Below are 24,863 nucleotides of genomic sequence, written 5' to 3' on the forward strand. Positions count from 1 at the left end.
GACCTTCCGGCCCCGGAACTGTGGATTCCGGCACGTTGGTCCGGCCCGGGGCGGCCCGTCGCGTTCAGAACGCCGGCCGCTCCGGGTCCAGCACCGCCCGCCCGGCCGCCGGCGAGGACGCCTCGGCGAAGTGGCGGCGCGGGATGCGCCCGGCCCGGTACGCGAGCCGCCCGCCCTCCACCGCGTGCCGCATCGCGGCGGCCATCAGCTCCGGCTCCTGGGCACGGGTCACCGCCGAGGCGAGCATCACCGCCGAGCACCCCAGCTCCATGGCCAGCGCCGCGTCCGAGGCCGTCCCGGCGCCCGCGTCCAGGATCACCGGCACCCCGGCCTGCTCGGTGATCAGCTGGAAGTTGTGCGGGTTGCGGATGCCCAGGCCCGAGCCGATGGGGGAGCCGAGCGGCATGACCGCCGCGCACCCCACGTCCTCCAGCTTCCGTGCCAGCACCGGGTCGTCGTTGGTGTACGGCAGCACGGTGAAACCGTCGTCCACCAGCGTCTCCGCGGCGTCGAGCAGCTCGACCGGGTCGGGCAGCAGGGTGCGCTCGTCGGCCACCACCTCCAGCTTGACCCAGTCCGTGCCCAGCGCCTCACGGGCGAGCCGGGCGGTGAGCACGGCCTCCCCGGCGGTGTAGCAGCCGGCGGTGTTCGGCAGCACCCGGACGGACAGCTTCTCCAGTACGGAGAGGACGGAGCCCTGGACGGTCGGGTCGAGGCGGCGCATGGCGACCGTGGTCAGCTCGGTGCCGGACGCGGTCAGGGACCGCTCCAGCACGTCCAGGCTGGGCGCGCCGCCGGTGCCCATGATCAGCCGGGAGCCGAAGTCGGTCCCGCCGAGGGTGAAGAGGTCGTCGGACACGGTCAGCCTCCCTGGACCGCGGTCAGGACCTCGACCCGGTCCCCGTCGCTGAGCGCGGCGGCGGTCCACCGGCCGCGCGGCACCACGGTCTCGTTGAGCGCGGCGGCCACCCCGGTCGGCGCGTCGGTCAGCGTCGCGACGAGGGCGTCCAGGGTGGTGCCCGCGGCGACGGCGACCGGTGCGCCGTTCACGGACACGGTGAGCGCGGTGGGCTCGGTCATGCGGGCTGCTCCTGGGGTGCGGGGGCGGGTGAGAACCTGCCCGGGGAGAAGGGGCGGGCCGCCTCGGGCAGCTCGCCGTCGGCCAGCAGCGACGCCATGGCGTCCCCGGTGACGGGGGTGAGCAGCACACCGTTGCGGCCGTGGCCGGTGGCGAGGTGGAGGCCGGGCAGCGCGGTGCGGCCGAGCAGGGGGGCGTTGTCGGGGGACGCGGGGCGCAGCCCGGCGCGGGTCTCGGTCAGCGGCAGCTCGGTGATACCGGGCACCAGCTCGTGGGCGTCGCGCAGCAGTTCGTAGACCCCGCCCGCCGTGACGGTGGTGTCCCAGCCCATCTCCTCGGTGGTGGCGCCGACGACCAGCTCGCCGTTCTCGCGCGGCACGAGATAGATGTGGCTGCCCCGGACAACGGCACGCACGGTGCGCGAGAGGAAGGGGGCGTACGCCGGGGGCACGGTGAGGCGCAGCACCTGGCCCTTGACCGGGCGGACCGGTGGCAGGACGTGGGCGGGGACCCCGGCGAGCCGCCCGCTCAGGCTGCCTGCGGCGAGCACGACCTGGCCGGCGGCCACCTCCGTACCGTCGTCGAGCACCGCTCCCGCGGCCCGGTCCGCCACCACCGAGAGGCGGTCGGCCCGGCGCCGGTGGAAGAGCACGCCGGCCCGTTCGCAGGCGGTGAGCAGCGCGGCGGCCAGCCGGCGCGGGTCGACCTGGTGGTCGCCGTCCACCCGCAGCCCGCCGCGCACGCCCGGGGCGAGCATCGGTTCCAGGCGGCGGCACTCGCGCCCGGTCAGCCACTCCGACTCCAGGCCCGAGCGGCGTTGCAGCTCGTGGAGTTCGCGCAGATGGGCGCGGTCGTCGGCGTCCAGCGCGACGGCCAGGGTGCCGCAGGCGCGGAAGCCGATGTCCCTGCCGCTCGCCTCCTCCAGCTCGGCCGTGAACGCCGCAAAGCGCTCGGCGGAGGCGAGGTTGAGCCCGAGCAGCGTCTCCTCGCCGTAGTGCAGCTCCGTGACGGCGGCCAGCATCCCGGCCGCGACCCGGGCCGCTCCGCCACCCGGTTCGGGGTCGGCGAGCGCGACGGCCAGACCGCGCTGCGCGGCCCGCCAGGCGGTCACCAGGCCGATGATGCCGCCCCCGATGACGAGGACGTCGGACCCGTCGGTGCGTCGGATGCGCATGGGCGTCCAGCCCCTCCCTTCGCCGGCATGACCCGGATCAGGTTCGTACGGTCGGAGGCCGCCAGCCTCCCTCTCAGCCCGGTGCGTCCGGGCTCCCGCGTGTCTTACGGTGGCCACCCTAGACCCCGCCCGGCGGACCGGATGGGGCCACCCTTCTCTGACCCTTCGTCAGGTACGTAAGGTGGACAGGTGAGCGAGCAGCAGCGGGCAGAGCGGACCGAGCGCCGGGTCGTCGTCGCGGGCGCGGGCATGGCGGGCGTCCAGACCGCGGTCGCCCTGCGGGAACAGGGCTTCACCGGCCCCGTGACCCTCATCGGCGCCGAACCCCACCAGCCCTACGACCGGCCCCCGCTGTCCAAGGCGGTGCTGCTCGGCAAGGCCGAGGAGTCCGCGTTCGACATCGACTTCGAGGCCCTCGGCATCACCCTGCGCCTGGGCTGCGAGGTCACCGGTGTCCGCGCCGGCGACCACGAACTGGACACCTCCGAGGGGCCGGTCCCCTACGACGTCCTGGTCCTCGCCACCGGCGCCGAGCCCGTCGCCCTGCCCGGCTCCGACGGCGTGCCCGGCGTCCACCTGCTGCGCACCCTCGACGACGCGGCCCGGCTGCGGCCCGTCCTGGAGGCGGGTCACCCCGTCGTGGTCGTCGGCGCGGGCTGGATCGGGGCGGAGTTCGCCACCGCGGCCCGCGCCGCCGGCTGCGAGGTCACCGTCGTGGAGGCCGCGGACCGGCCGCTCGCCGGCGCCCTGCCCGCCGAGGTCGCCGCCCCGATGGCCGACTGGTACGAGGAGAGCGGCGCCCGGCTCCTCACCGGCGCCCGGGTGGCCCGCGTCGAGTCCGGCGCGGTGGTCCTCGACGACGGGCGCACCCTCCCGGCCGACGCGGTCGTCGTCGGCATCGGCGCCCGCCCCGCCACCGGCTGGCTCGCGGACTCCGGGATCGCCCTCGGGCCCGAGGGCTCGGTGACCGCCGACGCGGCGCTGCGCACCTCGGTCCCCGACGTGTACGCCGTCGGCGACTGCGCCTCCTTCCCCTCCGCCCGCTACGGCACCCGCCTGGTCGTCCACCACTGGGACAACGCCCTCCAGGGGCCCCGCACCGCCGCCGCCCACATCGCGGCGCAGGGCGCGGCGGACGTCCCGCCCTACGACCCGGTGCCCTACTTCTGGTCCGAGCAGTTCGGCCGGTTCGTGCAGTACGCCGGACACCACGCGGACGCGGACACCCCGCTGTGGCGCGGCGACCCGGCCGAACCCGCCTGGTCCGTGTGCTGGCTGCGCGACGGCGTCCTGGTCGCGGTGCTGGCGGTCGGCCGCCCGCGCGACCTCGCCCAGGGGCGCCGGCTCGTCGAGGCGGGGGCCCGGATCGACGCGGCACGGGCCGCGGACCCCGCTGTACCGCTGAAGTCCACGGCCCTGCCGTAGGGCTTTCCGTCCGGATCAGGCTGGATCGGGCCGGATCAGGGAGCGGGGCGTGGCGCCGAGAACCTGAAGGGCCGAGTCCGGGTTTCGGCTGTCAGTCCGGGATGGCAGGCTTGTCCCGTGACCGAGATTGACGCAAAGACCGATGCACTCGTCCCCGCCTGGCTCCACCTGCCCGACATCGCGGAAATGCTCGATGTCGAGGTGACGCGTGTGCGGCAGCTGGTCAAGGAGGGCCAGCTCATCGCCGTACGCCGTGGGGAGAACCGGGCGCTCCAGGTGCCCGCCGCCTTCATCGACGGCGACAAGGTGGTCAAGGGCCTCTCCGGGACCCTGACGCTGCTGAAGGACGACGGCTACTCCGACGAGGAGATGCTCGAATGGCTCTTCACCCCCGACCCGACCCTGCCGGGCACGCCCGCGCAGGCACTGAGTGAGAATCGCGGCACGGAGGTGAAGCGCCGCGCCCAGGCGCTCGCCGTCTGAACCGACCGGGGAAGCGGGCCGCACCGCGCGAGCGGGCGGCCCGCTTCCCCGCGCCGCACCACTGATCCGCCGTCACCGTCTGTCCCGGGGGGAAACGCACCATGTCCACGTCTCGCGCGCCGCTGTCCGACGCCCGGCTCTATCTGTGCACGGACGCCCGCAGGCGCCAGGGCGACCTCCCCGAGTTCCTGGACGCGGTGCTCGCCGGCGGCGTCGACATCGTCCAGCTGCGCGACAAGGGCATGGAGGCCGCCGAGGAGCTGGAGCACCTCGCGGTCCTCGCCGACGCCTGCGAGCGCCACGGCAAGCTCCTCGCCGTCAACGACCGGGCGGACGTGGCCCACGCCATCGGCGCCGACGTGCTGCACCTGGGCCAGGGCGACCTGCCGGTGCCCGCCGCCCGCGCGATCATCGGCACCGAGCCGCTCATCGGCCGCTCCACGCACGCCGAGGCCGAGGTCGACGCCGCCGTCGCCGAGCCCGGCGTCGACTACTTCTGCACCGGCCCCTGCTGGCCCACCCCCACCAAGCCCGGCCGCCACGCGCCCGGTCTGGACCTCGTGCGGTACGCCGCCTCGCTCGCCCCCGCGCGCCCCTGGTTCGCCATCGGGGGCATCGACGCGGACAACCTCGACCAGGTGCTGGACGCCGGAGCCCGCCGGATCGTGGTCGTACGGGCCCTCACCGAGGCGTCCGACCCGGGCGCCGCCGCCGCTGAGCTGGCACGCAGGGTCCGCGAGCGCGCCGGAGCCTGACCGGCGCAGCGGGTTCCGGGCCGACGCCCGACGGAGGCCCCGGAGTCGGGTCTGGGACGATTCCGTCCGAAGGATGGACAAGAATCAGTCAATTCCGGCAAATGACTCCGGTTCGGTTGGGAGCCCGCCCTGCCCTGGTTAACCTGCCCGTATGGCCCTTGGCACACCTTCCACCAGGACAGATCACGCGCGCACCGTGCGTGAGATGCTCGCGACCGGCGCGACCTCGTACTCGTTCGAGTTCTGGGCGCCCAAGACCGAGAAGGGTGAGCGCAACCTGTGGAACGCGCTGCGCCGGGTCGAGGCCGTCGCCCCGAGCTTCGTCTCGGTGACGTACGGGGCCGGCGGCTCCACCCGCTCCGGCACGGTGAAGGCAACCCAGGACATCGCCGCCGAGTCCACGCTCACCCCGGTCGCGCACCTCACGGCCGTCGACCACTCGGTCGCCGAACTGCGCAACATGGTCGGCCAGTTCGCGGACGCCGGCATCCGCAACATCCTCGCCCTGCGCGGAGACCCGCCGGGCGACCCGATGGGCCCCTGGGTCGAGCACCCGCAGGGCGTGCGGTACGCGGCGGACCTGGTCCGGCTGATCAAGGAGGCCGGCGACTTCTGCGTGGGCGTCGCAGCGTTCCCCGAGCGGCACCCGCGCTCGCAGGACTGGGACGCCGACATCCGGCACTTCGTGGACAAGTGCCGCGCGGGCGCCGACTACGCCATCACGCAGATGTTCTTCGATCCGGAGGCGTATCTCCGGATGCGTGACCGGGTGGTCGCCGCGGGTTGCGAAACCCCGGTCATCCCCGAGGTCATGCCGGTCACCAACGTCCGGCAACTGGAACGGTTCTCCCAGCTCAGCGACGCGAAGCTGCCCGACGACCTGAAAGAGCGCATCCTCGCCGCCAAGGACGACCCCGCCGCTGTACGCTCCATTGGCATCGACTTCGCAACGCGGTTCAGCGCGAAGCTGCTCTCCGAGGGTGTGCCCGGACTGCACTTCATCACGCTGAACAACTCGACTGCGACGCTCGAGATCTACGAGAATCTCGGACTGCACAAGCAGTCGTGACAGGCCGTACCCGCCACGACCCGGGGCGGAGGCCGTAGAAGGGGGCGGGCATGGGCTGGACGGTCCTCTACATCGCGTTCGGTGTCGTCGCGCTGTGGCTGCTCGGCGAGGTCCTGCTGCAGTACAAGGCGCGGCTGCGCTGGCGGCTGCTCGCCTTCACCGGCTTCCTCTGCGTGGTCATCGGCGTCCTGATGCCGTCCGTCCCCGTCATCGCCCTCGGCGCGATCGCCTTCGCCACCGGCCAGACCTACGTCACGCTCTCCTTCCGCAAGGGCTTCTCCACCGGCTGGGCCATAGGGGGCAAGCCCGGCGCGAGCCGCCGCCGTCGCGGCGGCGGGGAAGGCCGCAAGCCCACGCTGGAGGTCTCGGACCTGGAGGTGGAGTACGAGGGGGACGCCGCGGCCGCCCCCGCCGCACCGCCGACCGCCCCGGCCGCGGTCTACGAGACCGAGCCGATGCCCGACGACACCGGCCAGTACGGCATCTACACCGACCCCGCCCCGCAGCGCCCGGACCACGAGCCCCAGGCCGCGCCCGGCTACGACGCCTACGACCCGTACACGGACTACGCGGCCCAGCAGCAGCCCCAGGGTCAGGACGGCTACGCCGGGGCCGGGCAGTACGACTACGGCACGGACCCGCAGAGCTACGCCGCCTACTCCGACCCGTACATCGGCACCACCGCGAGCACCCCGCAGTACGGCTCGTACGACGCGTACGGCAACTACGACGGCTACGGCAACCAGCAGCAGTACGGCGACCCGTACGCGCAGGCCGACGCCTACGGCTCCGAGACGCCGCCCGGCGGGGTCTGGGTGCCGCAGCAGCGCGAGGGCGAGCAGTACCCGCAGGAGCCCGCCGCCCAGCAGGCCCCGTACCCCAACGGCTACGACACCGGCCACAACGACCAGTACCGCTACTGACGGCCCGTCACTAAGGCCGGAAGGCCCGGCGGCTCACTGCGAGCCGCGGAAGGCGTCCCCCTCCACCACGGTCCCCGCGACCAGCGCACCGGACATGCCCGCGTGCGCGAGCCCGCCGCCCGGATGCGACCAGCCGCCGGCCAGCAACAGGCCCGGCAGCCGGGTCCGGTTGGCGGCGTGCAGAAACACGCCCGCCGCCCCCGCGAGGGCAGGCGGCGGGACGGCACCGCCGTCGGCGCCCGTGTCCGCGGCGGTCTCGGCGGGCGTCCGGACCCGAGTCCGCAGCACCCGCTCCCGCAGGCCCGGCACCGCCGCGTCCGCCGCGTCGATCAGCGTGTCCGCGTACCGCGTGCGCAGCGCCTCGTCCGTCCAGTCCACCGGGCCGTGCGGGGCCACCGTCGCCGTCAGCGTCACCGCCTCGTGCTCCGCGTCGGGCCGGGTCGCCGGATCGTCGGGGCGCAGCACGGTCACCGTGGGGTGCGAGGCGGTCCGGCCCCCGAACACCGCCTCGCGCTCCGCCGCCCCGTCCGCCGGGTGCACCACGGTCCGGTGCACGGCATCCGCGGACCGCCCGCCGCGCAGCGCCAGCATCACCACGAACCGGCCGCTCGCCCCCGTCTCCTGACGCACCGCCACATCCCCGTCGGCCCACAGCTCCCGACCGGGCACAAGGCCGGGCCACGGCCGCGCTCCCAGTACCACGTGCGCAGCCTCCGCGACCGTCCCGTCCGCCAGCTCCACGCCCGCCGCGCGGCCGTCCTTCTCGACGACCCGGGCCACCTCGGCGCCGAGGACGAACTCCACCTTCCGGGCCAGGCACCGCTCGTACACCGCCCGCGCCAGCGCTCGCATGCCGCCCATGACGTACCAGCTGCCGAACGTCTCCTCCATGTACGGCAGCAGCGCCGCGCTCGCCGGGGCGCGCGAGGGGTCGAGGCCGTACGCCAGCGCGTACCCGTCGAGCAGGGCCGCCAGCCGGGGTTCCGCGAGCTCCCAGGCGCCGATCTCCGCCACCGTCCCCGCCCGCCGCGCCGGACGCAGCAGCCGCCGGCGCTCCTCGGCCGGATACGGGTCGCGGCCCAGCACCTGCCAGTCGGGGCGCAGCGGCTCCTCCAGGAGCGGGCGCCGCGAGCGGTCCCAGGCGTCCCTGGCCCGGTCGAGGAAGGCGCCCCACTTCGCGCCCGCCCCGCCGCCGAGCGCGGTGTCCAGGGCGGCGACGGTCCCGGCGCGCGAGGCGTTCGGCAGGGAGACGGAGGTGCCGTCCGCGAAGAGGTGGCGGCTCGCCGGGTCCACCTGGACGAGCGTGACGCACCGCTCCAGCGGCTCCTTGCCGGTCTTCACGAACAGGTCCCGGTGGACCGCGGGGAGGTGGAGCAGCCCGGGGCCCGTGTCGAACGCGAAGCCCTCCTCGGCGTGCTGCCCGAGCGAGCCGCCGTACGTGTCGGACCGCTCGTACACCGTTACCCGGTGGCCTGCCACGGCCAGCCGGGCCGCCGCCGCCATCGCGCCCATCCCGGCGCCGATCACCGCAATTCGTGCCATGGATGCGACCTTAACGGCCGCCGCGGACACCCGGTCCGTCAGGTCGGGGGAGCGCCCGTGTACGGGAAGGCGGGCTGCCGCCCCCGGCGCTTCTCCTCGCGGCGCTGGGCCCTGCGGCGCCAGAACCGGCGGATGCGGGAGGCCAGGAAGACCACGATCACCAGGCCGGTGACGAGGAGCGTTCCGGCGAGGCCGGCCGCTATCCACGGATGGAAGATCGCGAAGGTGACGATCCCCGCGACGCCCAGGTCCTCGGTGGCGCTCAGCGCGATGTTGCTGAGCGGCTCGGGAGAGGTGTTGACCGCCATCCGGGTCCCGGCCTTCACCAGATGGCTCACCAGCGCGGTGGAGCCCCCGATGGCGCCGGCCGCGATCTGCGGCAGCGAACCGCTCTCGCCGGCCAGCAGCGCCGCCACGACCGCGCCGGTCACCGGCCGGACGACCGTGTGGATCGCGTCCCAGACGGTGTCCACGTACGGGACCTTGTCCGCGACCACCTCGCAGAGGAAGAGGACCGCGACGACGACGAGGACGTCGGTGCGCTGGAGCGAGGCCGGCACCTCGTCGCTGACGCCGGTCGCGCCGAATATGCCGAGCAGGAGGACCACCGCGTACGCGTTGATCCCGCTTGCCCAGCCGCTTGTGAACACCAGGGGGAGTACGGACACGGAGGCGATGGTAGCCAGCGGGACCGACATCGCGGCAGTGCGCACATGACCGGGCTCTGAGTACCCGTACTCAGAGCCCGGGATGAGTACCCGCACGGATGGGCCGCGACCCGCCCGGACGGCAGAGTGGGTCTCCACGGAAGGGGCGCCGCCCCGCCACCGCCGGCACGGGGCGGCGGTGGCGGGACGGCACCTCTCTTCCGAACGGGGGTGCGCGGCGGAGGACTTCGGGACCACGGGGGACAGGGGGTCACGGGGGAAGGTCCTCCGGCAGCACGGAAGGCGCCGGCCGGGCGGGCTCGGGAATCCGGGCCACGCCCGGCCGGCGCCTTCATGCGTACGGGACGGGCGCGGCGGCCTCAGCGCCCGCTGACGCGGCCGCGCAGCAGCAGGGACAGCGCCGAGTGCACGTCGTCGATCGACCGCTCCGGCTGGAACGCCTGCCAGTCCAGCGCCGCGACCAGCACCATGCCCACCAGCGCCGCCGCGGTGAGCGGGACGTCGATCTCCTCGCTCAGCTCGCCGTTCGCCACGCCTTCCGCGATGACGCCCTCCACCACGGCGACCGCGTCGCGGCGCACCACCAGCAGCGTGGACTGCCAGGCGCGGTTGGTGCGCCACAGCTCGGCCACGTACAGCTGGGTGAAGGCCGGATAGCGGTCGATGAAGACCAGACCGGCCCGGATCATGGCGTCCAGCGCCTCCACCCGGCTGCCGCCTCGTGCCCCGGTCTCCTCGGCCGCCGCGCGCAGGGAGGCGGTGAGCAGTCCGACGCCGTGCCGCAGCAGCTCCTCGAACAGCTCGGTCTTGCTCTTGAAGTTGTAGTAGACCGTGCCCTTGGCGACCCCGGCCCGGTCGGCGATCTCGTCCACCGTGGTCGCCGAGAAGCCCTTCTCGGCGATGAGGGTGACGGCCGCTTCGTAGAGCTTCTGCCGGGTGGCCTGGCGGCGCGTGCTGCTACTGCTTTCCATGCTCCTGATTCTCACAGGTCCCGGCGGGCTCACAGGCTCAGCTCCGGGTGGAGCCGCTCCAGTGTCCACATCTGCTTGCGGCGGGCCGACAGGGCGGTCAGCGCGAGCGCCCCGGCGGTGAACGCCACCAGGACCGCGCAGCCCTGCCAGACCGGGCCGAGCCCGCCGCCCGTGATCAGCCGGCGCAGCCCCTCCACGACGTAGCTCATCGGCAGGTACGGGTGGATCGCGTTGAAGAAGCCCGGACTGGTCTGTACGGGGTAGGTGCCGCCGGCCGAGGTCAGCTGGAGCATCAGCAGCGCGAGGACGAGGATGCGCCCCGCCGCCCCGAAGCAGGCGTTCAGCCACTGCACGATCGCCGCGAAGCAGCAGGTCACCAGCGCCAGGAAGCCGAGCGTCCCGGCGGTGTGCGCCATGTCCAGGCCGGGGCCCCAGTGCAGGACGGACATCAGCGCGGCCGTCTGGAGCAGCCCGATCCCGGCCACCGGCAGCCAGCCCGCGAGGGCGATCCGCCAGGCCGGTGCCCCGGCGGCCAGGGCGCGCCGGCTGAGCGGCTGGATCAGCATGTACGCCACCATCGCGCCGACCCAGAGCGAGAGCGGGATGAAGTAGGGCGCGAAGCCCGTGCCGTAGTTCGGGGCGGAGTGCAGCGACTGCGAGGCCAGCCGTACGGGGTCGGCCATGACCTCCGTACGGGCGTCGCGGTCCTTCTTGCGGTAGTCGGGGATCTTGTCGACGCCGTCGCCCAGGCCCTTGGCGAGCGTGGTGGAACCGTCGCTGAGCCGGACCATCCCCTTGTCCAGGCTGTCGGCGCCCTTCTTGAGCTTGCCGACGCCCGTGTTCAGGTCGGCCGCACCGGTCTTCGCCGTGCCGAGGCCGGTGTGCAGTCGGCCGGCGCCCTTGGCGACCTTGTGCGCGCCGGTGTTCAGCGCGTTGACCTTCTTGACCGCCGCTTCCAGGTCCTCGTCCAGGTGCGGGGAGCGCGCGGCGAGGTCCTTCGCCTGCTTCTCCAGGGTCGTCAGCTGGGTGCGCAGCTTCTTGAGGTCCCCGTTCTGGTTCTTGACCAGCGCGTTCACGTCGTCGGCCACGGCGACGACGTCGTCCGCAGCCGTCACGGCCCGCTTGAGCGGCGGGCAGACGGTGGGGTCGGGGACCGGCTGCTCCTCGCAGCGGGTGCGGTGGACGGCGGTGAGGTCGTCGGCGGCGGTGTGCGCGGCGGCCGCTGCCGTGGGGGCCGCCTTCACCAGCAGGTCCAGGTTGTCCCGTACGGTCTTCGACGAGTCGGCGACCAGCCGGGCGGTGTCGCCGATGGTCTTGCCGTTGTCCTTCAGGAACGGGCGCACGTCGGCGGCGACCCCGTTGACCTTGTCGGCGAGGATCTGGGTGCCGTCGGCGACCTGGCGGGAGCCGGTCTCCAGGTCGCCCGCGCCCTTGTTCAGCTTCACGATCCCGCCGGCCAGCTTGCCGCTGCCCTTCTTGGCGTCCTTCAGTCCGTCCGCGAGGTCCTTCGAGCCCTTCTCGGCCTTGCCGATCCCGTCCTTCAGGTCGGACGCGCCCTTGGCCGCCTTCGCCGTCTCGTCGTGGAGACCGGAGAAGCTGATGAAGATCCGGTCCAGGAACCCGCGCGAGGCGTTGGCCGACGCGGCCCTGCGGACCTCGGAGAACACGGTCCGGGAGATCTGCCCGACGATGTAGTTGTTCGCGTCGTTGGTACGCACCTGGAGCGCGCCGGTCTCGGGGGACTCGCCGGCGCTGGAGGCGATGCGCCTGCTGAAGTCCGACGGCATGCGCAGCGAGAGGTAGTACGTGCCGTCCTCGACGCCCTTGTCCGCCTCCTCGGCGCTCACCTCGTGCCAGTCGAAGGTCTTCGACTGGAGGAGCTTGTCCGTGATCTGGTCCCCGGCCGCGAGGCGCTTGCCGTCGGCGGTGGCCCCCTCGTCGTCGTTGACCAGGGCGACCGGGATGCGGTCCAGGCGCCCGTACGGGTCCCAGAAGGACCACAGGTACAGGGCGCCGTAGAGCAGGGGGAGCAGCAGGAGCGCGGCGAGGGCGGCGCGCGGCAGCCGCCCCCTGCCGAAGCGCCTCAGCTCAAGCGCGGCCAGTCTCGGCGAACGCATCGGCCGGTTCCTCCTCGTGCGTGGTGGCGTCGGTTTCCATGAAGGCGTCCGTGCGTACGGTGACGGCGTCCTCGGGCGCCTCGCTGCAGACGGCGAGCACGGTGGTGCCGGCGGCGGCCACGGAGCGCAGCAGCTCCCAGACCTCGGCGCGCTCGGCGTCGGACAGCTTCAGATCGGTGTCGTCCACCGCGAGCAGCCGGGGTCGGCCCATCAGCGCGAGCGCCACGGAGAGCCGCAGCGCCTCCGGCCGCTCCAGGTCGCGCACGGCGGTGCGCTCGGCCTTGGGCAGCGTGGCGGGGTCGAGCCCGGCGGCGTCCAGGGCGGTGTCGATGCGGGCGCGGGCGGCGGCGGCGCGCTCGCCCGGCGGGCGCAGCAGTGCGCGCAGGGAGCCGTCGTAGCGGCGCTGGAGCAGGGCCCGCTCGCGCAGGTGCTCGGCGACCGTGAACGCCGGGTCCAGGTCGCTGACCCCGGGCACCGGCCCCAGGGCCGCGATACGGCGGACGGCGGCGGCCCGGCGCGGCAGAGCGAGGCCACCGGTCGCGGCCTCGCCCTCGGTGGGGCGCATACGGCCGGTGAGAGCGAGCAGAAGGCAGGTACGGCCGGTGCCGGACGCGCCCTCGACGGCGATCAGGGAACCGGGATCCGCGCTGAACGTCACGTGGCGGAAGGCCCAGCCCCGCGGCCCTTCGAGCCCCAGGCCCTCGGCGGTGACGGCGGCCCCGTGCGGACTCTCCACGGACCCTCCCCCCTCTCCTTCTTTGAACTGACTGGTCAGTGCAAAAAGGTAGCCCGAACTCGCGATCGAAGCAAAAGCCCAGGTCAGGGGGTGATCGAGACCGATTGTCAGTGGGGGCAGTCACGATGGATACAGACGGCCACGAAGCCGTTACCGAGACAGGAGGTTCTGTCATGGCCCACTCGTCCGCAGCCGCCGCTCCGCGACGCCGCGCAGACGGCCCTGCTTCCTCACCGACCGGCCCGGCCCGCGACGTCCACCCCGTCGTCCGGCGCACCACCGCACCGCCCGCCGCCCTCGATCTCCTCACCCAGGCCCGCGCCGGCCTGGAAGAGGCAGCTGTCCTCGCCGTCCCCAACGAGCGGTACGCCACCGCCCACCTCGCGGCCCTGCGCACCGCGGCCGCCGTGCTCGCCGCACGGGCCCGCCCCGAGCCCGCGCGCCGCCGCCGCGAGCCGATCCGCAGCGCCTGGGAGATCCTCCCGGAGCTGGCCCCCGAGCTCGCCGAGTGGAGCGCCCTGTTCGCCTCCGGCGCCGCCCGGCGGGCCCGCGCCGAGGCGGGCATACCCGGCGCCGCCAACCGCCGCCAGGCCGACGACCTGCTGCGCGACGCGGCCATGTTCCTGCGCCTGGTCGAGCGGCTGCTCGTGCTCCAGCCGGTGCTCCCGCAGCCGCGCGGGGGGCGGCCGGACGCGGGATGACCGCGGGGGCGGCGCCAGGCAATAGGGTGGGGACAGGACCTGTTACCTGCGCTGTTCACGCTCCGCCCCCGCGGCGGCCCGTGCCGAGGAGTCAACTGCCGTGTCGGACCCGCTGCGCCCCCGCGCCTCCCTCCGTACCGCTGTGGTCTGGGAGGTCCTCAAGGACGCCCTCGACCGCCGGGTCAAGGTGACCGGCCGGGACGCCCTGGACGTGCTGGACACCGGCGGCGGCACGGGCAACTTCGCCGTGCCCGCCGCCCGTCTGGGCCACCGGGTCACCGTCGTGGACCCCAGCCCCAACGCGCTCTTCGCGCTGGAGCGCCGGGCCGCCGAGGCGGGCGTCGCCGACCGGGTCCACGGGGTGCAGGGCGACATCCTCGGTCTGTTCGACGTGGTGGAGCGCGGGGGGTACGACGCGGTGCTGTGCCACGGCGTCCTGGAGTACGTCGACGACCCCGCCGAGGGTGTGCGGAACGCGGTGGAGGCCCTCCGTCCGGCCGGGGCGCTGAGCCTGCTCGCCGCCGGGCTGGGCGGCGCCGTACTGGCCCGCGCGCTCGCCGGCCACTTCAACGAGGCACGGCACGCGCTGGGCGACCCGGAGGGCCGCTGGGGCGACGGGGACCCGATGCCCCGCCGGTACACGGCCGAGCAGCTGACCGAGCTGGTCACGGCCGCCGAGGTCGAGGTGGGCGCCGTGCACGGCGTCCGGGTCTTCGCCGACCTCGTCCCTGGAGTCCTGGTGGACACCGAACCGGGCGCGATGGAGGCCCTGCTCAAGCTGGAGGCCGCGGCCGCGGAACTGCCGGCGTTCCACTCGGTGGCCACCCAGCTGCACGTCCTGGGCACCAAGCGCGGCTGAAACCCCCGGAGGGTTACCGGCGGCAGCGCGGCTGATCAGCGACGCAGCGGCATACGGAGTACGCACCGGCAGCCCCGTTCGGGGCTCCGGCCCCGTATGATCGGGGGACACCATCCGGCATGACGGATCGGAGGTTGGGGAATCAACGCCTCAGCAGCTGAGCCGTCGTGGCGGCCCGGACTGGCTGATTGGCAATGAGGGCGGGTTTCACGGGGGCGATTCCCTGCCTATCCTGGAAGGGCCGCATACCGGCCGCCCCCCGCGGCCGACGACGAGGAGGACTCCGTGCCGCTCTCGGAGCACGAGCAGCGAATGCTCGAGCAAATGGAGCGAGCGCTGTACGCCGAAGATCCCAAGTTCGCGACAGCGCTCGAGGGAAGTGGGCTGCGTACGTACACCCGGCGACGGGTCTACCAGGCAGTCGCTGGCTTTCTGGTGGGTATCGCGCTCCTCATGGCCGGAATGGTCGCTCAGCAGATCTGGATCAGCGTAGTGGGCTTCCTCGTCATGCTGGGCTGCGCGGTGCTCGCAGTCACGGGATGGCGCAAGGCACCCAAGCCGGGCGAGCAGCAGGCGGTGCGCGCCGGCGGTGCGGGCGAGCGCCGGCAGTCCCGTCAGCGCCGGTCCGTGATGAACCGGATCGAGCAGCGGTGGCAGCGCCGCCGTGACGAGCAGGGACAGTAGGACACAGTACGTAAGGGTGAGGGGCGGCCGCGGATGCGGCCGCCCCTCACCCTTACGTGAACCCGCTCACCCCTCCTGGCGGGACGGGCGGCGGGTCCAGGACGGGCGCGTGGGCAGGTGGAACCGGGCGGTGAGAGCCGCACGGCGCTTCGAGAGGGCCCCCGCCACCCGTACGGCCGAGCGAGGCGCCACCAGTGCGCGGAGGCGGGTGGCGCGGCCGGCCGCGAGGCCCAGCCCGGTCCGTACCGTGCGCGCGTCCTCGGCCAGGCCCGACACCGGGCGCGGCTCGGGGGCGTAGAGCACCTGCTCCACCGCTCCCGCCACCCGGTGCACCGCCTCCGACGCCTCGGTGTCCAGCCGGCCCAGGCGCACCAGCCGTTCGGCGGCCCGGCGCGGGGTCAGGGCCTCGTCCGGCGGGGTGCCGTGGTCCCACGCCGTGTCGGTGATCTCCTGCCACGCCGCCAGCGTCCGCGCCGCCGTGTCCGCCGGGGTACGGCCGGCCGACGCGCCCAGCCTGCGCGCCCGCGTCCGTAGCCGCCAGCACATCGGCAGCAGCGGCAGCAGGATGACGAGCACGACCGCGACGACGATGCCGAGCACGGTGCCCGTCGGCGTCCCCGGGTCCGTCGGCGCGGCCACCCCGGGCGCCGCCGACTGCCCGCACTCGCCCTGCTTGAGCATCTGTGCCGGGCAGCTCTCCGACGCGGACGGGGTGGGCGCGGCCGGGGCAGAGGCGTCCGCCTCCGGCCGGGCCGGGTCCGCCGTGTCACCGGACGGCGCGTCCGGCAGGGTGTACGACGGCACCGAACCCCGTGTCGGCGTCGGCTCGAAGCGCGTCCAGCCGATGCCCTCGAAGTACAGCTCGGGCCAGGCGTGCGCGTCGCGCAGCCCCACCGTGTACGAACCGTCCGGCTGGGCGGAGCCCGGTGTGAAGCCCACCGCGACCCGGGCCGGGATTCCCAGCGTCCGGGCCATCGCGGCCATCGTGAACGAGAAGTGGACGCAGAAGCCCCGCCGGTCCTTCAGGAAGCGGGCGATCGCCGAGGTGCCGGTGCCCGAGTCGACCGAGGTGTCGTAGGTGAACCCGCCGTTGGTGGCGAAGTAGTCCTGGAGCTTCACCGCACGCTCGTAGGGGTTGGCGGCCCCCTTGGTGACCTCGTCGGCCCGCTGCGCGACTACCGGCGGCAGTGTCTGGGGCACCTCGGTGTACTCGCGGAGCAGGTCCGTCGGCACCGCGCCCGCGCGGGCGAGCTGGTCGGACGTCGGCTGCACGTCGAGGCTGGTCACCGTGTACTGCGCGCCGCCGGTGGTCTCCCCGTCGTCACCGACGAGCGTGCGCCCCTCCGGCTCGAACCGCCAGCGGCCGCCCACCCGCACCTCGGCCGCCGGGAAGGGCAGCGGCAGATAGGTCTGCTTGTACGAGGGTGACGCCGAGACGGTCGACCTGACCTCCGTCACGGAGACGGAGGGGGAGAGGCCCGAAGGCGTCGGGAACCGCTTCGGCACGTCCTGGAGCCGCCGCGTCGAGGCACGCCACTCGTTCCCGTTGAACTGGTCCAGCGCCAGGATGCGCAGATAGAAGTCGCTCGGGCTCTTCGCGTTGGTGCGGTACGACATCACCTGCCGGTTCTCCGGCTGGTTCAGATTGTCCTGGAGCGAGACCAGCGGGTTCACCGCGGAGATGGTGCCGCCCCCGGAACCCCTGCCGCCCCCGCCGCCCGTACCGCCCAGCAGACCGCTGTCGAGCGCGGGCAGCGCAGCGGGCACGACCAGTGCGATCCCGAGGGCCAGCGCGCCGATCCGCCGACCTGTGCGCACCGGGGCGAGCGCCCTGCCGCCCGTCGCGTCGGGCCCGGCGGACGAACCGCCCCGGGGCGCGGCCGCGCCGGCGAACACCCGGCCCCACTGGGAGAGCCGGTCACGCCCCTCGGCGAGCAGGAGCAGCAGATAGCCGCACCCGGCCAGCAGGAACCACAGCCAGTCCGCGCCGCGCTCGGTGAGCCCGGCCGCGATCGAGTAGAGCGCCAGCAGGGGCAGTCCGGCGGGCGCCGCGCTGCGGAACGTCACCGCCAGCGTGTCCACCAGCAGCCCGACCAGCAGGACACCGCCCACCAGCATCAGCCGGATCCCCGGGGTGGCCGGCGCCGGAATCGCGTACTGTCCGACGTCGTCGCCACCGGCCGTCAGCAGGTCCGCGAGCCGCCGCACGGCCTGCGGTCCGGGCAGCACGCCCGCCACCGCCTGCTCCCGGGCGAACACCACGGTCAGCAGCACCACCATGACCAGCGCCTGGGCCGCGACCGTCAGCAGCCGGGGCAGCGGCACCCGTCGGCCCAGCGCCCCCATCCCGCTCTGCACGGCCAGCAGGAACACCGCCTGCGCCATCCAGTTCGACGGGTCCACCAGCGGCAGCATCGAACACGCCGCCATCAGCGTCGCCGCGAAAGCCGCCAGAGCCAGCCGGCCACGACCGCTCATGACCGCTCCCTCGTACCCAGCGCCCCCATGCGCAGCCCTCTCATCCCCAGCCCCCGCCGTATCCGGCCGGTCCGGCCGCGGCGCCGGACTCGGCCGAGGCCCCCTGCCGGCCCGCCAGCTGCCACAGCGCGCCCAGCTGTGCGCCGGGCCCCGCCGGCACCACCGTCCACCCCGCCTCGCGCAGCCTGCGGTCCCGTCGCTCCGCCGCTTCCCGGGTGGCGGGCGATTCGCCGTTCACCCAGGCGGCGCTGTCCAGCACGAAGGCCACGGCCCCACCGCTGCGCTGCCGCATCCGGGTGGCCACACCGGTCTGTTCGTCGTCCAGATCGCCCAGGAAGGCGATCAGCAGCCCCTCGCCGCCCCCGCGCAGCACGTCGTAGGCGCGCGAAAGGCCCCCGCCGTCGGAGTGGTCGATCTCCGCGAGGGTGTCCAGCATCAGCCCCGCCGACTCCGCGGTGGCCTGGGTGGCGCCGGCGAAGCCGCCCTCGCCGTCGCCCGGCACCGCGTCCCCCACGTCCGTCAGCAGCCGGACCGCGAAGCCGCGCTCCAGCATGTGCACCAGCACGGAGGCCGCCCCGGAGACGGCCCACTCGAACGCGGAGTCCGGCCCCGTCCCCCGGTAGGCGGCCTCCCGGGTGTCGAGCAGGACCGTGCACCTGGCGCGCTGCGGCTGCTCCTCGCGGCGCACCATCAGCTCGCCGTAGCGGGCGGTGGAGCGCCAGTGGACCCGGCGCAGGTCGTCTCCGTAGCGGTAGCCGCGCGGGATCACGTCGTCCTCACCGGCCAGCGCCAGGGACCGCTGGCGTCCCTCGCCGCGGCCGGACGCCTCGCCCGCCAGCCGTACGGGCGGCAGCGGCTCGGTGCGCGGGACCACGACCAGGGTGTCGTACGCGCTGAAGGAACGCGTCAGCTCACACATGCCGAACGGGTCGCTCAGCCGCAGTTGCAGCGGCCCCAGCGGGTAGCGGCCGCGCAGGTCGGACCTGACCCGGTACGACACCTCGCGCCGGCCGCCCCCCTCCACCCGGTCCAGCACGAACCGGGGCCGTGGCCCGAGCACGTACGGCACCCGGTCCTGGAGCATGAGCAGCCCCGTGGGCAGCCGCGAGACGTTGTCCATGCGCAGGTGGACGCGGGACTCCGAGCCGGCCGGGACGCGCGACGGGGAGAGCTTGCGGGTGCCCGTGACCCGGTAGCGGGTCCGGTAGAGAACCGTCACGCACACCAGCGGCAGCACGGCGAGCAGCAGTCCGACGCGCAGCAGGTCACCCTGGCCCAGCACATAGGCGCAGACCGCCGCGGCGCTCCCGGCGGCGAGGAAGGACCGCCCCCGGGTGGTCAGGCCGCCGAGCGCGGCCCGTACCCCGCCCTTGTCGTCGGCCCCGTCCATCGCGACGGGTCCCCCCGGAGCCATCACGGACGCCGCATGCCGGGCTGCTGCGGGCCGCCGTACGCCGGGCCGGCCTGGTACGGGGGAGCGGGCACGGCGCCGCCGGAGGCCGTGGGTACCGGGGTGTGCTGAAGGATCTCCAGCACCACCTGCTCGGCGCTGCGGCGGTTGAGCTGGGCCTGCGCGGTGGGCAGCAGACGGTGGGCGAGCACCGCGACGGCCAGCGCCTGCACGTCGTCCGGCAGGCAGTAGTCCCGGCCGGCCAGCGCGGCGGACGCCTTGGCGGCGCGCAGCAGGTGCAGCGTGGCGCGCGGCGAGGCGCCGAGCCGGAGGTCGGGGTGGGTGCGGGTGGCACCGACGAGCTGGACGGCGTATCTGCGGACGGCCTCGGCCACGTGGACCGCGCGGACCGCGTCGATGAGCTTCACGATGTCGTGCGCGTGCGCCACGGGCTGCAGGTCGTCGAGCGGCGAGAGGCCCCCGTGCACGTCGAGCATCCTGAGCTCGGCCTCCGCGCTGGGGTAGCCGATCGACACCCGGGCCATGAACCGGTCGCGCTGGGCCTCGGGGAGCGGATACGTGCCCTCCATCTCCACCGGGTTCTGCGTCGCCACGACCATGAACGGGTCGGGCAGCTCGTAGCTGTGCCCGTCGATGGTGACCTGGCGCTCCTCCATCGACTCCAGCAGCGCGGACTGGGTCTTCGGCGAGGCGCGGTTGATCTCGTCGCCGATCACGACCTGGGCGAAGATCGCGCCGGGCTTGAACTCGAAGTCGCGCCGCTGCTGGTCGTAGATCGACACACCGGTGATGTCCGAGGGCAGCAGGTCCGGCGTGAACTGGATGCGCCGCACCGAGCAGTCGACGGACCGGGCCAGCGCCTTGGCCAGCATGGTCTTGCCCACCCCGGGGACGTCCTCGATCAGCAGGTGCCCCTCCGCGAGCAGCACGGTCAGCGAAAGCCGCACGACCTCGGGCTTGCCCTCGATCACGGTCTCCATCGACCTGCGCACCCGCTCGACGGTGGTGGTCAGATCTGTGAGGCTCGCTCGATCGTCATAGGTCGTCACCCGGCCCTCCTCGGCCCTGCCCCGCGCTCACGAGGAGCGCGGGATTCCCCAGTCACGGGCCGGCACCGTCGCGCGGCGCGGCCCTCCCCGAAATGCGGACACCACGCCGGAAACAAGGTCCGACGGGGTGTCACTCACGCATTCTTGTTGCCGTTACCGCTTCGTGTCACTCGCCTGTGGACAACCGGGAGTGATATGTCGGATTGGGTGATGATTTCTCACCGGAAGGTGGTCGTCCGCCCCCTGCGGGCGGCCCTGCCGGGCCGCCCGGTCCGATCATCATCCGGTCAGGCGGCCGGCAGGACCTCGCGCAGCTTTCCGGTGGTCACGTCGAAGACGAAGCCGCGCACGTCGTCGGTGTGCTTGAGGAACGGCGAGGTGCGGGCCCGCTGCATCGACTGCCGCACGTCCTGGTCGGCGTCGGTGTAGGCCTCCACGGCCCACGACGGCCGCTGTCCGACCTCGTGCTCCAGCTCCTGGCGGAAGTCCTCCGTGATGGACTCCATGCCGCAGCCCGTGTGGTGGATCAGGACGATGCTGCGCGTGCCGAGAGCCCGCTGACTGATCGCCAGCGAACGGATGACGTCGTCCGTGACCACGCCGCCGGCGTTGCGGATGGTGTGACAGTCGCCCAGCGACAGGCCGAGGGCCTTGTGCAGGTCGAGCCGGGCATCCATGCAGGCGACCACGGCGACCTGGAGCACCGGCTTGGCGTCCATACCGGGGTCCTTGAACTCGGAGGCGTAACGGCCGTTCGCCTCGACCAGACGGTCGGTGACCGTGGCGGAGGCGGCGGGCTCGGCGGGGGAGTGCGCGGAAGTCGACATGCTCAAGACGTTAGCCCCCGCCACCCGCCCCGGTGGGAGGGGGAAGCGGACAAAAAACGTCAACACCGCTTGTTGTGAGGTAATCCACAAGCCTGTCTCAGGTCGCCCGCGTGAGTGAACGCGCGAGGGCCGACGCGCTGCCGGGTTGATTGATCGGGAATCGATGGAGTGGCAGGGTGGACTAAAGTGACGGGAAGTTACCGACAGCCTGCACATTTCGAACTATTACCCGTGTGCGCGGCGTACGTACGGCCCGGCCCTCTCCCGCTCGCCGGTCGGCTGACGCCCCTTCCCCGGCGCCGGCGGACCTCCCCTTCGCGAGCGGGCGGGGACCAGGCCGTACGTCCCGCCACGCGGGAGCTGAGCCTGAGAGGGCGCATGAGCCAGACCCGACACGTCCCGGTGATGCTCCAGCGATGCCTGGACATGTTGGCACCGGCTCTGGAGGCGCCCGGCCCCCAGCCCCCCGTGGTCGTCGACTGCACCCTCGGCCTCGGCGGCCACAGCGAGGCGCTGCTCGCCGCCTTCCCCACCGCCCGGCTGATCGCCCTGGACCGCGACAAGGAGGCCCTGCGCCTCTCCGGCGAGCGGCTCGCCCCCTACGGCGACCGCGCGACCCTGGTGCACGCCGTCTACGACGAACTGCCCGAGGTGCTCGACCGGCTCGGCGTCCCCAAGGTGCAGGGCATCCTGTTCGACCTCGGTGTCTCCTCGATGCAGCTGGACGAGTCCGACCGGGGCTTCGCCTACGCCCGCGACGCACCGCTCGACATGCGCATGGACCAGACGACCGGCATCAGCGCGGCCGAGGTCCTCAACACCTACCCGCCGGGCGAACTCGTGCGCATCCTGCGCGCGTACGGCGAGGAGAAGCAGGCCAAGCGCATCGTCTCCGCCGTCGTGCGCGAGCGCGAGAAGGAGCCGTTCACCAACAGCGCCCGGCTCGTCGAGCTGATCCGTGAGGCCCTGCCGCAGGCCGCCATGCGCACCGGGGGCAACCCCGCCAAGCGCACCTTCCAGGCCCTGCGCATCGAGGTCAACGGCGAGCTCACGGTCCTGGAGCGGGCCATTCCGGCCGCCGTCTCCGCCCTCGCCGTCGGCGGGCGCATCGCGGTCCTCGCGTACCAGTCGCTGGAGGACCGCCTGGTCAAGCAGGTGTTCGCGGCGGGCGCCGCCAACACCGCCCCGCCCGGCCTGCCCGTCGTCCCCGAGCGCTACCAGCCCCGGCTGAAGCTGCTCACCCGGGGCGCCGAACTCCCCACCGAGGAAGAGGTCGCCGAGAACCGCCGCGCCGCCCCGGCCCGGCTGCGAGGCGTCCAGCGCATCCGCGAGGACGAGCGGTGAGCCGCCGGTCCGCGGCCGCGCCCGCCGGGGACGGAGCGGTGCGGTGAGCAAACCGGCCGGGCCGCGACAAGGACGCGCCGCACGGCTCGCCCGGCTGATGCCCGCCGGGCCGAGCACCGCGGCCCGGACCCCGTTCGTCCTGCTCGTCGTCCTGCTCCTGGGCGGCGGCCTGATCACCCTGCTGCTGCTCAACTCCGCGCTCAACGAGGGCTCCTTCGAGCTGAGCGAGCTGAAGAAGCGGACCACCGAGCTGACCGACGAGCAGCAGGCCCTCCAGCGCGACGTCGACGCCTCCTTCGAGCCCGATGCCCTCGCCCGCCGCGCCCGCGAGCTGGGCATGGTCCCCGGCGGCGGCCCCGCCTTCCTGAACCCCGACGGCACGGTCCGGGGCGTCCCGTCCAAGGCCCCGCCGGCCCCGGCCGTCGCGCCCCCGCCGGCCCCGGTCGTCGTGCCCCCGCCGACCACGCCGGCCGCGTCCCCGTCCGCCGGCGCGCCCACTCCCACGGCCACCCCGGCGCCCGGCGCGGCCACGGCCTCCGGCACCCCGGCAGCACAGCCCTCCACGAGCCCCGGCAGGTGACACGCAGTGCCCTCCAAGGAACCACCGCGCCGCCGGGTCCCCGGCCCCGCGCGGCCCCGTAACGCCGCCGCGTCCGCCCGGCCGCGCCCCCAGCAGCGACGCCGCCCCTCCGCCGCGCCGCGCGGCCGGGCGCCACGCGGACGCTCCGGGCGGACGCTGCGGCTGGGCAGCCCGCGTCCCAGGCTGCGGCTGGTCAGCCTCGGCCTGACGCTCGTCATGATCGCGTTCGTCGTACGGCTCCTCCAGGTCCAGGCCGTCGACGCGCCCGCGTACGCCGCGAAGGCGGAGACGAACCGCTACCTGAGCTACACGGTCGCCGCGGAGCGCGGGGAGATCACCGACCGCAGCGGCATCGCGCTGGCCACCAGCGTGGACGCGTACGACATCACGGCCGACCCCAAGATGTTCACGCCGGCCGACAGCAAGGCGCCCGACGCCCCCCAGCAGGCGGCGGCGCTGCTCGCGCCGATCCTCGGCGTGGACGCGGAGGGGCTCGTCAAGAAGCTCTCCCAGCCGAAGAGCCGGTACGCGGTCCTGGCCCGCAGGCAGACCCCGCAGGTCTGGAAGCAGATCAAGGACCTCAAGTCCGTCTTCGCCGAGAAGGCCGCGAAGGACAAGCTGGCCGGCGGCACCGGCGCCAATGTGCTGGCGGGCGTCTTCCAGGAGGCGACCACCAAGCGGGTCTACCCCAACGGCGCCCTGGCCGCCGGGATACTGGGCTACGTCAACGCCGAGGGCAAGGGCGCGGGCGGCCTCGAATCCCAGCTGGACAAGCAGCTCGCGGGCGAGGACGGCACGATCAAGTACGCCCAGTCCGGCGGCCGCAGGGTGCCCACCGCGGGCACCAAGGAGGTCCCGGCGGTGGCGGGCTCCGACATCGAGCTGACCATCGACCGCGACATCCAGTGGGCGGCCCAGAAGGCCATCTCCGAGCAGGTGGAGAAGTCGAAGGCCGACCGCGGTTACGTCATCGTGCAGAACACCCGCACCGGCGAGGTCCTCGCCATGGCCAACGCCCCCGGCTTCGACCCCAACGACCTCTCGCAGGCCGACGCCGCCTCCCTGGGCAACGCGGCCCTCCAGGACGTCTACGAACCCGGCTCCACCAGCAAGGTGATGTCCATGGCCGCCGTGCTGGAGGAAGGCGTCGCCACCGCCGGTACGCACGTCACGGTCCCCAACCGGCTGCACCGGGGCGACCGCCTCTTCAAGGACGACATCGACCACCCCACCTGGCAGCTGACGCTCAACGGCGTCCTCGCCAAGTCCAGCAACATCGGCACCATCATGGCCACCGGTCAGCTGGGGAAGACGCAGCCGCAGGCGAACAAGGTGCTGTACTCCTATCTGAGGAAATTCGGCATCGGATCGCCCACCGGGCTCGACTACCCCGGCGAGACGCCCGGCCTGCTCGCCAAGCCGCAGGACTGGTCGACCTCGCAGCAGTACACGATCCCGTTCGGCCAGGGCCTCTCCCTCAACGCCATGCAGGCCGCCTCGATCTACTCGACGGTCGCCAACGGCGGCGTACGGATCGAACCGACCCTCGTACGCGGTACCAGGGGCCCGGACGGCCGCTTCAACCCGGCCGAGGCGCCCGGACAGAGGCGGGTCGTCAGCGAGAAGACCGCCAAGACCCTCGCCACCATGCTCGAATCGGTGGTCAGCGACCAGGAGGGCACCGGCACCAAGGCCCAGATCCCCGGCTACCGGGTCGCGGGCAAGACCGGCACCGCCAACCGCGTCGACCCGGTGCGCGGCGGCTACCACGGCTACACCGCGTCCTTCGCCGGCTTCGCGCCCGCCGACGACCCCCGGGTCACCGTCTACTGCGCGATCCAGAACCCCACCAAGGGCAGCCACTTCGGCGGCCAGACCTGCGGACCCATCTACAAGCAGGTCATGGAGTTCGCCCTCAAGACCCTCCAGACACCCCCGTCCGGCCGCCCGCCGGCCAAGCTGCCGGTCTTCTTCGGAACCGGCGAGTGA

The 24,863-nt window shown here is 73.7% G+C and carries 23 protein-coding genes and 1 riboswitch; of the genes, 11 read left to right on the top strand and 12 right to left on the bottom strand.

Translation table 11 applies throughout. The features are described 5' to 3' along the window. Window positions 1-64: 64 nt before the first annotated feature. The 3 genes from BLW14_RS23690 to thiO all read right to left on the bottom strand — a co-directional run bounded on the left by BLW14_RS23690 (window position 65) and on the right by thiO (window position 2,252). Entirely contained in the window at window positions 65-859 is a 795-nt protein-coding gene (locus BLW14_RS23690; protein ID WP_093709200.1) for a thiazole synthase, read from the bottom strand. Between the two features lie 2 nt (window positions 860-861). Continuing rightward, window positions 862-1,080: a sulfur carrier protein ThiS gene (gene thiS, locus BLW14_RS23695; protein WP_093709201.1), complete on the bottom strand. Its 219-nt coding sequence runs from the start codon at window positions 1,078-1,080 to the stop codon at window positions 862-864. Beyond that, window positions 1,077-2,252 carry a glycine oxidase ThiO gene (gene thiO, locus BLW14_RS23700; RefSeq protein ID WP_093710833.1) on the bottom strand — a complete coding sequence of 392 codons (1,176 nt, stop codon included), beginning with the start codon at window positions 2,250-2,252 and terminating at the stop codon, window positions 1,077-1,079. The genes thiS and thiO overlap by 4 nt, the downstream gene beginning before the upstream one ends. Continuing rightward, a riboswitch (TPP riboswitch) is annotated at window positions 2,250-2,361 on the bottom strand. It overlaps the preceding gene by 3 nt. Before the next feature lie 80 nt (window positions 2,362-2,441). Here thiO and BLW14_RS23705 point away from each other — a divergent pair. The 5 genes from BLW14_RS23705 (at window position 2,442) to BLW14_RS23725 (ending at window position 6,907) form a co-directional block, all read left to right on the top strand. Continuing rightward, window positions 2,442-3,677 (top strand): NAD(P)/FAD-dependent oxidoreductase, encoded by a 1,236-nt coding sequence (locus tag BLW14_RS23705; protein WP_093709202.1) that lies wholly within the window; start codon window positions 2,442-2,444, stop codon window positions 3,675-3,677. A 117-nt stretch (window positions 3,678-3,794) separates the two neighbouring features. Continuing rightward, window positions 3,795-4,160 carry an Rv2175c family DNA-binding protein gene (locus BLW14_RS23710; protein WP_018518659.1) on the top strand — a complete coding sequence of 122 codons (366 nt, stop codon included), beginning with the start codon at window positions 3,795-3,797 and terminating at the stop codon, window positions 4,158-4,160. Between the two features lie 101 nt (window positions 4,161-4,261). Further along, window positions 4,262-4,915, top strand: coding sequence for a thiamine phosphate synthase (thiE, locus tag BLW14_RS23715; RefSeq protein ID WP_093709203.1), 654 nt, complete (start codon window positions 4,262-4,264; stop codon window positions 4,913-4,915). 151 nt (window positions 4,916-5,066) lie between these two features. Next, a complete protein-coding gene (metF, locus tag BLW14_RS23720; RefSeq protein ID WP_093709204.1) occupies window positions 5,067-5,984 on the top strand; it encodes a methylenetetrahydrofolate reductase [NAD(P)H] in 918 nt (305 codons plus the stop codon). 50 nt (window positions 5,985-6,034) lie between these two features. Continuing rightward, entirely contained in the window at window positions 6,035-6,907 is an 873-nt protein-coding gene (locus BLW14_RS23725; RefSeq protein ID WP_093709205.1) for a hypothetical protein, read from the top strand. Between the two features lie 33 nt (window positions 6,908-6,940). On the opposite strand, the gene BLW14_RS23730 is transcribed toward BLW14_RS23725, so the two are convergent. The 5 genes from BLW14_RS23730 to BLW14_RS23750 all read right to left on the bottom strand — a co-directional run bounded on the left by BLW14_RS23730 (window position 6,941) and on the right by BLW14_RS23750 (window position 12,941). Continuing rightward, window positions 6,941-8,449 carry a phytoene desaturase family protein gene (locus BLW14_RS23730; RefSeq protein ID WP_177154079.1) on the bottom strand — a complete coding sequence of 503 codons (1,509 nt, stop codon included), beginning with the start codon at window positions 8,447-8,449 and terminating at the stop codon, window positions 6,941-6,943. A 38-nt stretch (window positions 8,450-8,487) separates the two neighbouring features. Continuing rightward, window positions 8,488-9,117, bottom strand: a complete 630-nt coding sequence (locus BLW14_RS23735; RefSeq protein ID WP_177154080.1) for a DUF4126 domain-containing protein — start codon at window positions 9,115-9,117, stop codon at window positions 8,488-8,490. 359 nt (window positions 9,118-9,476) lie between these two features. Then, on the bottom strand, window positions 9,477-10,088 hold the full coding sequence (locus tag BLW14_RS23740; RefSeq protein WP_093709208.1) for a TetR/AcrR family transcriptional regulator: 612 nt from the start codon (window positions 10,086-10,088) through the stop codon (window positions 9,477-9,479). Window positions 10,089-10,117: 29 nt separating this feature from the next. Beyond that, window positions 10,118-12,205 (bottom strand): YhgE/Pip domain-containing protein, encoded by a 2,088-nt coding sequence (locus tag BLW14_RS23745; RefSeq protein WP_093709209.1) that lies wholly within the window; start codon window positions 12,203-12,205, stop codon window positions 10,118-10,120. Further along, the gene (locus BLW14_RS23750) at window positions 12,177-12,941 is read right to left on the bottom strand and encodes an ATP-binding cassette domain-containing protein (RefSeq protein WP_093709210.1); all 765 of its coding nucleotides are present in this window, start codon (window positions 12,939-12,941) and stop codon (window positions 12,177-12,179) included. The genes BLW14_RS23745 and BLW14_RS23750 overlap by 29 nt, the downstream gene beginning before the upstream one ends. 173 nt (window positions 12,942-13,114) lie before the next feature. On the opposite strand from BLW14_RS23750, the gene BLW14_RS23755 reads away from it, so the two are divergent. The 3 genes from BLW14_RS23755 to BLW14_RS23765 all read left to right on the top strand — a co-directional run bounded on the left by BLW14_RS23755 (window position 13,115) and on the right by BLW14_RS23765 (window position 15,185). Beyond that, entirely contained in the window at window positions 13,115-13,642 is a 528-nt protein-coding gene (locus tag BLW14_RS23755; protein ID WP_093709211.1) for an SAV_6107 family HEPN domain-containing protein, read from the top strand. Between the two features lie 100 nt (window positions 13,643-13,742). Continuing rightward, the gene (locus BLW14_RS23760) at window positions 13,743-14,501 is read left to right on the top strand and encodes a class I SAM-dependent methyltransferase (protein ID WP_093709212.1); all 759 of its coding nucleotides are present in this window, start codon (window positions 13,743-13,745) and stop codon (window positions 14,499-14,501) included. 285 nt (window positions 14,502-14,786) lie between these two features. Beyond that, the gene (locus tag BLW14_RS23765) at window positions 14,787-15,185 is read left to right on the top strand and encodes a DUF3040 domain-containing protein (RefSeq protein ID WP_018518670.1); all 399 of its coding nucleotides are present in this window, start codon (window positions 14,787-14,789) and stop codon (window positions 15,183-15,185) included. A 66-nt stretch (window positions 15,186-15,251) separates the two neighbouring features. Here the strand turns inward: BLW14_RS23765 and BLW14_RS23770 are convergent, their stop codons facing one another. The 4 genes from BLW14_RS23770 to BLW14_RS23785 all read right to left on the bottom strand — a co-directional run bounded on the left by BLW14_RS23770 (window position 15,252) and on the right by BLW14_RS23785 (window position 20,950). Continuing rightward, the gene (locus BLW14_RS23770) at window positions 15,252-17,663 is read right to left on the bottom strand and encodes a transglutaminase TgpA family protein (protein WP_093709213.1); all 2,412 of its coding nucleotides are present in this window, start codon (window positions 17,661-17,663) and stop codon (window positions 15,252-15,254) included. A 40-nt stretch (window positions 17,664-17,703) separates the two neighbouring features. Continuing rightward, the gene (locus BLW14_RS23775; protein ID WP_177154081.1) at window positions 17,704-19,077 is read right to left on the bottom strand and encodes a DUF58 domain-containing protein; all 1,374 of its coding nucleotides are present in this window, start codon (window positions 19,075-19,077) and stop codon (window positions 17,704-17,706) included. Further along, the gene (locus BLW14_RS23780) at window positions 19,077-20,123 is read right to left on the bottom strand and encodes an AAA family ATPase (RefSeq protein WP_093709215.1); all 1,047 of its coding nucleotides are present in this window, start codon (window positions 20,121-20,123) and stop codon (window positions 19,077-19,079) included. The genes BLW14_RS23775 and BLW14_RS23780 overlap by 1 nt, the downstream gene beginning before the upstream one ends. A 287-nt stretch (window positions 20,124-20,410) precedes the next feature. Then, window positions 20,411-20,950 carry a beta-class carbonic anhydrase gene (locus BLW14_RS23785; RefSeq protein WP_093709216.1) on the bottom strand — a complete coding sequence of 180 codons (540 nt, stop codon included), beginning with the start codon at window positions 20,948-20,950 and terminating at the stop codon, window positions 20,411-20,413. Between the two features lie 378 nt (window positions 20,951-21,328). On the opposite strand from BLW14_RS23785, the gene rsmH reads away from it, so the two are divergent. The 3 genes from rsmH to BLW14_RS23800 all read left to right on the top strand — a co-directional run bounded on the left by rsmH (window position 21,329) and on the right by BLW14_RS23800 (window position 24,863). Continuing rightward, window positions 21,329-22,294: a 16S rRNA (cytosine(1402)-N(4))-methyltransferase RsmH gene (rsmH, locus tag BLW14_RS23790; protein ID WP_093709217.1), complete on the top strand. Its 966-nt coding sequence runs from the start codon at window positions 21,329-21,331 to the stop codon at window positions 22,292-22,294. A 97-nt stretch (window positions 22,295-22,391) separates the two neighbouring features. Further along, window positions 22,392-22,874 carry a cell division protein FtsL gene (locus BLW14_RS23795; protein ID WP_093709218.1) on the top strand — a complete coding sequence of 161 codons (483 nt, stop codon included), beginning with the start codon at window positions 22,392-22,394 and terminating at the stop codon, window positions 22,872-22,874. A gap of 6 nt (window positions 22,875-22,880) precedes the next feature. Beyond that, complete coding sequence (locus BLW14_RS23800) at window positions 22,881-24,863, top strand: peptidoglycan D,D-transpeptidase FtsI family protein (protein ID WP_093709219.1); 1,983 nt, start codon at window positions 22,881-22,883, stop codon at window positions 24,861-24,863.

Origin of the sequence: Streptomyces sp. 2131.1 (genome assembly GCF_900105515.1) — a bacterium.
GTDB lineage: Bacteria > Actinomycetota > Actinomycetes > Streptomycetales > Streptomycetaceae > Streptomyces > Streptomyces drozdowiczii.

Bases quoted from the DNA above. Each gene is read 5' to 3' on its own strand.
- thiS (WP_093709201.1), bottom strand. From the start codon at position 1,080: ATGACCGAGCCCACCGCGCTCACCGTGTCCGTGAACGGCGCACCGGTC.
- thiO (WP_093710833.1), bottom strand. From the start codon at position 2,252: ATGCGCATCCGACGCACCGACGGGTCCGACGTCCTCGTCATCGGGGGC.
- thiE (WP_093709203.1), top strand. From the start codon at position 4,262: ATGTCCACGTCTCGCGCGCCGCTGTCCGACGCCCGGCTCTATCTGTGC.
- metF (WP_093709204.1), top strand. From the start codon at position 5,067: ATGGCCCTTGGCACACCTTCCACCAGGACAGATCACGCGCGCACCGTG.
- BLW14_RS23725 (WP_093709205.1), top strand. From the start codon at position 6,035: ATGGGCTGGACGGTCCTCTACATCGCGTTCGGTGTCGTCGCGCTGTGG.
- BLW14_RS23730 (WP_177154079.1), bottom strand. From the start codon at position 8,449: ATGGCACGAATTGCGGTGATCGGCGCCGGGATGGGCGCGATGGCGGCG.
- BLW14_RS23740 (WP_093709208.1), bottom strand. From the start codon at position 10,088: ATGGAAAGCAGTAGCAGCACGCGCCGCCAGGCCACCCGGCAGAAGCTC.
- BLW14_RS23745 (WP_093709209.1), bottom strand. From the start codon at position 12,205: ATGCGTTCGCCGAGACTGGCCGCGCTTGAGCTGAGGCGCTTCGGCAGG.
- BLW14_RS23755 (WP_093709211.1), top strand. From the start codon at position 13,115: ATGGCCCACTCGTCCGCAGCCGCCGCTCCGCGACGCCGCGCAGACGGC.
- BLW14_RS23770 (WP_093709213.1), bottom strand. From the start codon at position 17,663: ATGAGCGGTCGTGGCCGGCTGGCTCTGGCGGCTTTCGCGGCGACGCTG.
- BLW14_RS23775 (WP_177154081.1), bottom strand. From the start codon at position 19,077: ATGGCTCCGGGGGGACCCGTCGCGATGGACGGGGCCGACGACAAGGGC.
- BLW14_RS23785 (WP_093709216.1), bottom strand. From the start codon at position 20,950: ATGTCGACTTCCGCGCACTCCCCCGCCGAGCCCGCCGCCTCCGCCACG.
- rsmH (WP_093709217.1), top strand. From the start codon at position 21,329: ATGAGCCAGACCCGACACGTCCCGGTGATGCTCCAGCGATGCCTGGAC.
- BLW14_RS23795 (WP_093709218.1), top strand. From the start codon at position 22,392: ATGCCCGCCGGGCCGAGCACCGCGGCCCGGACCCCGTTCGTCCTGCTC.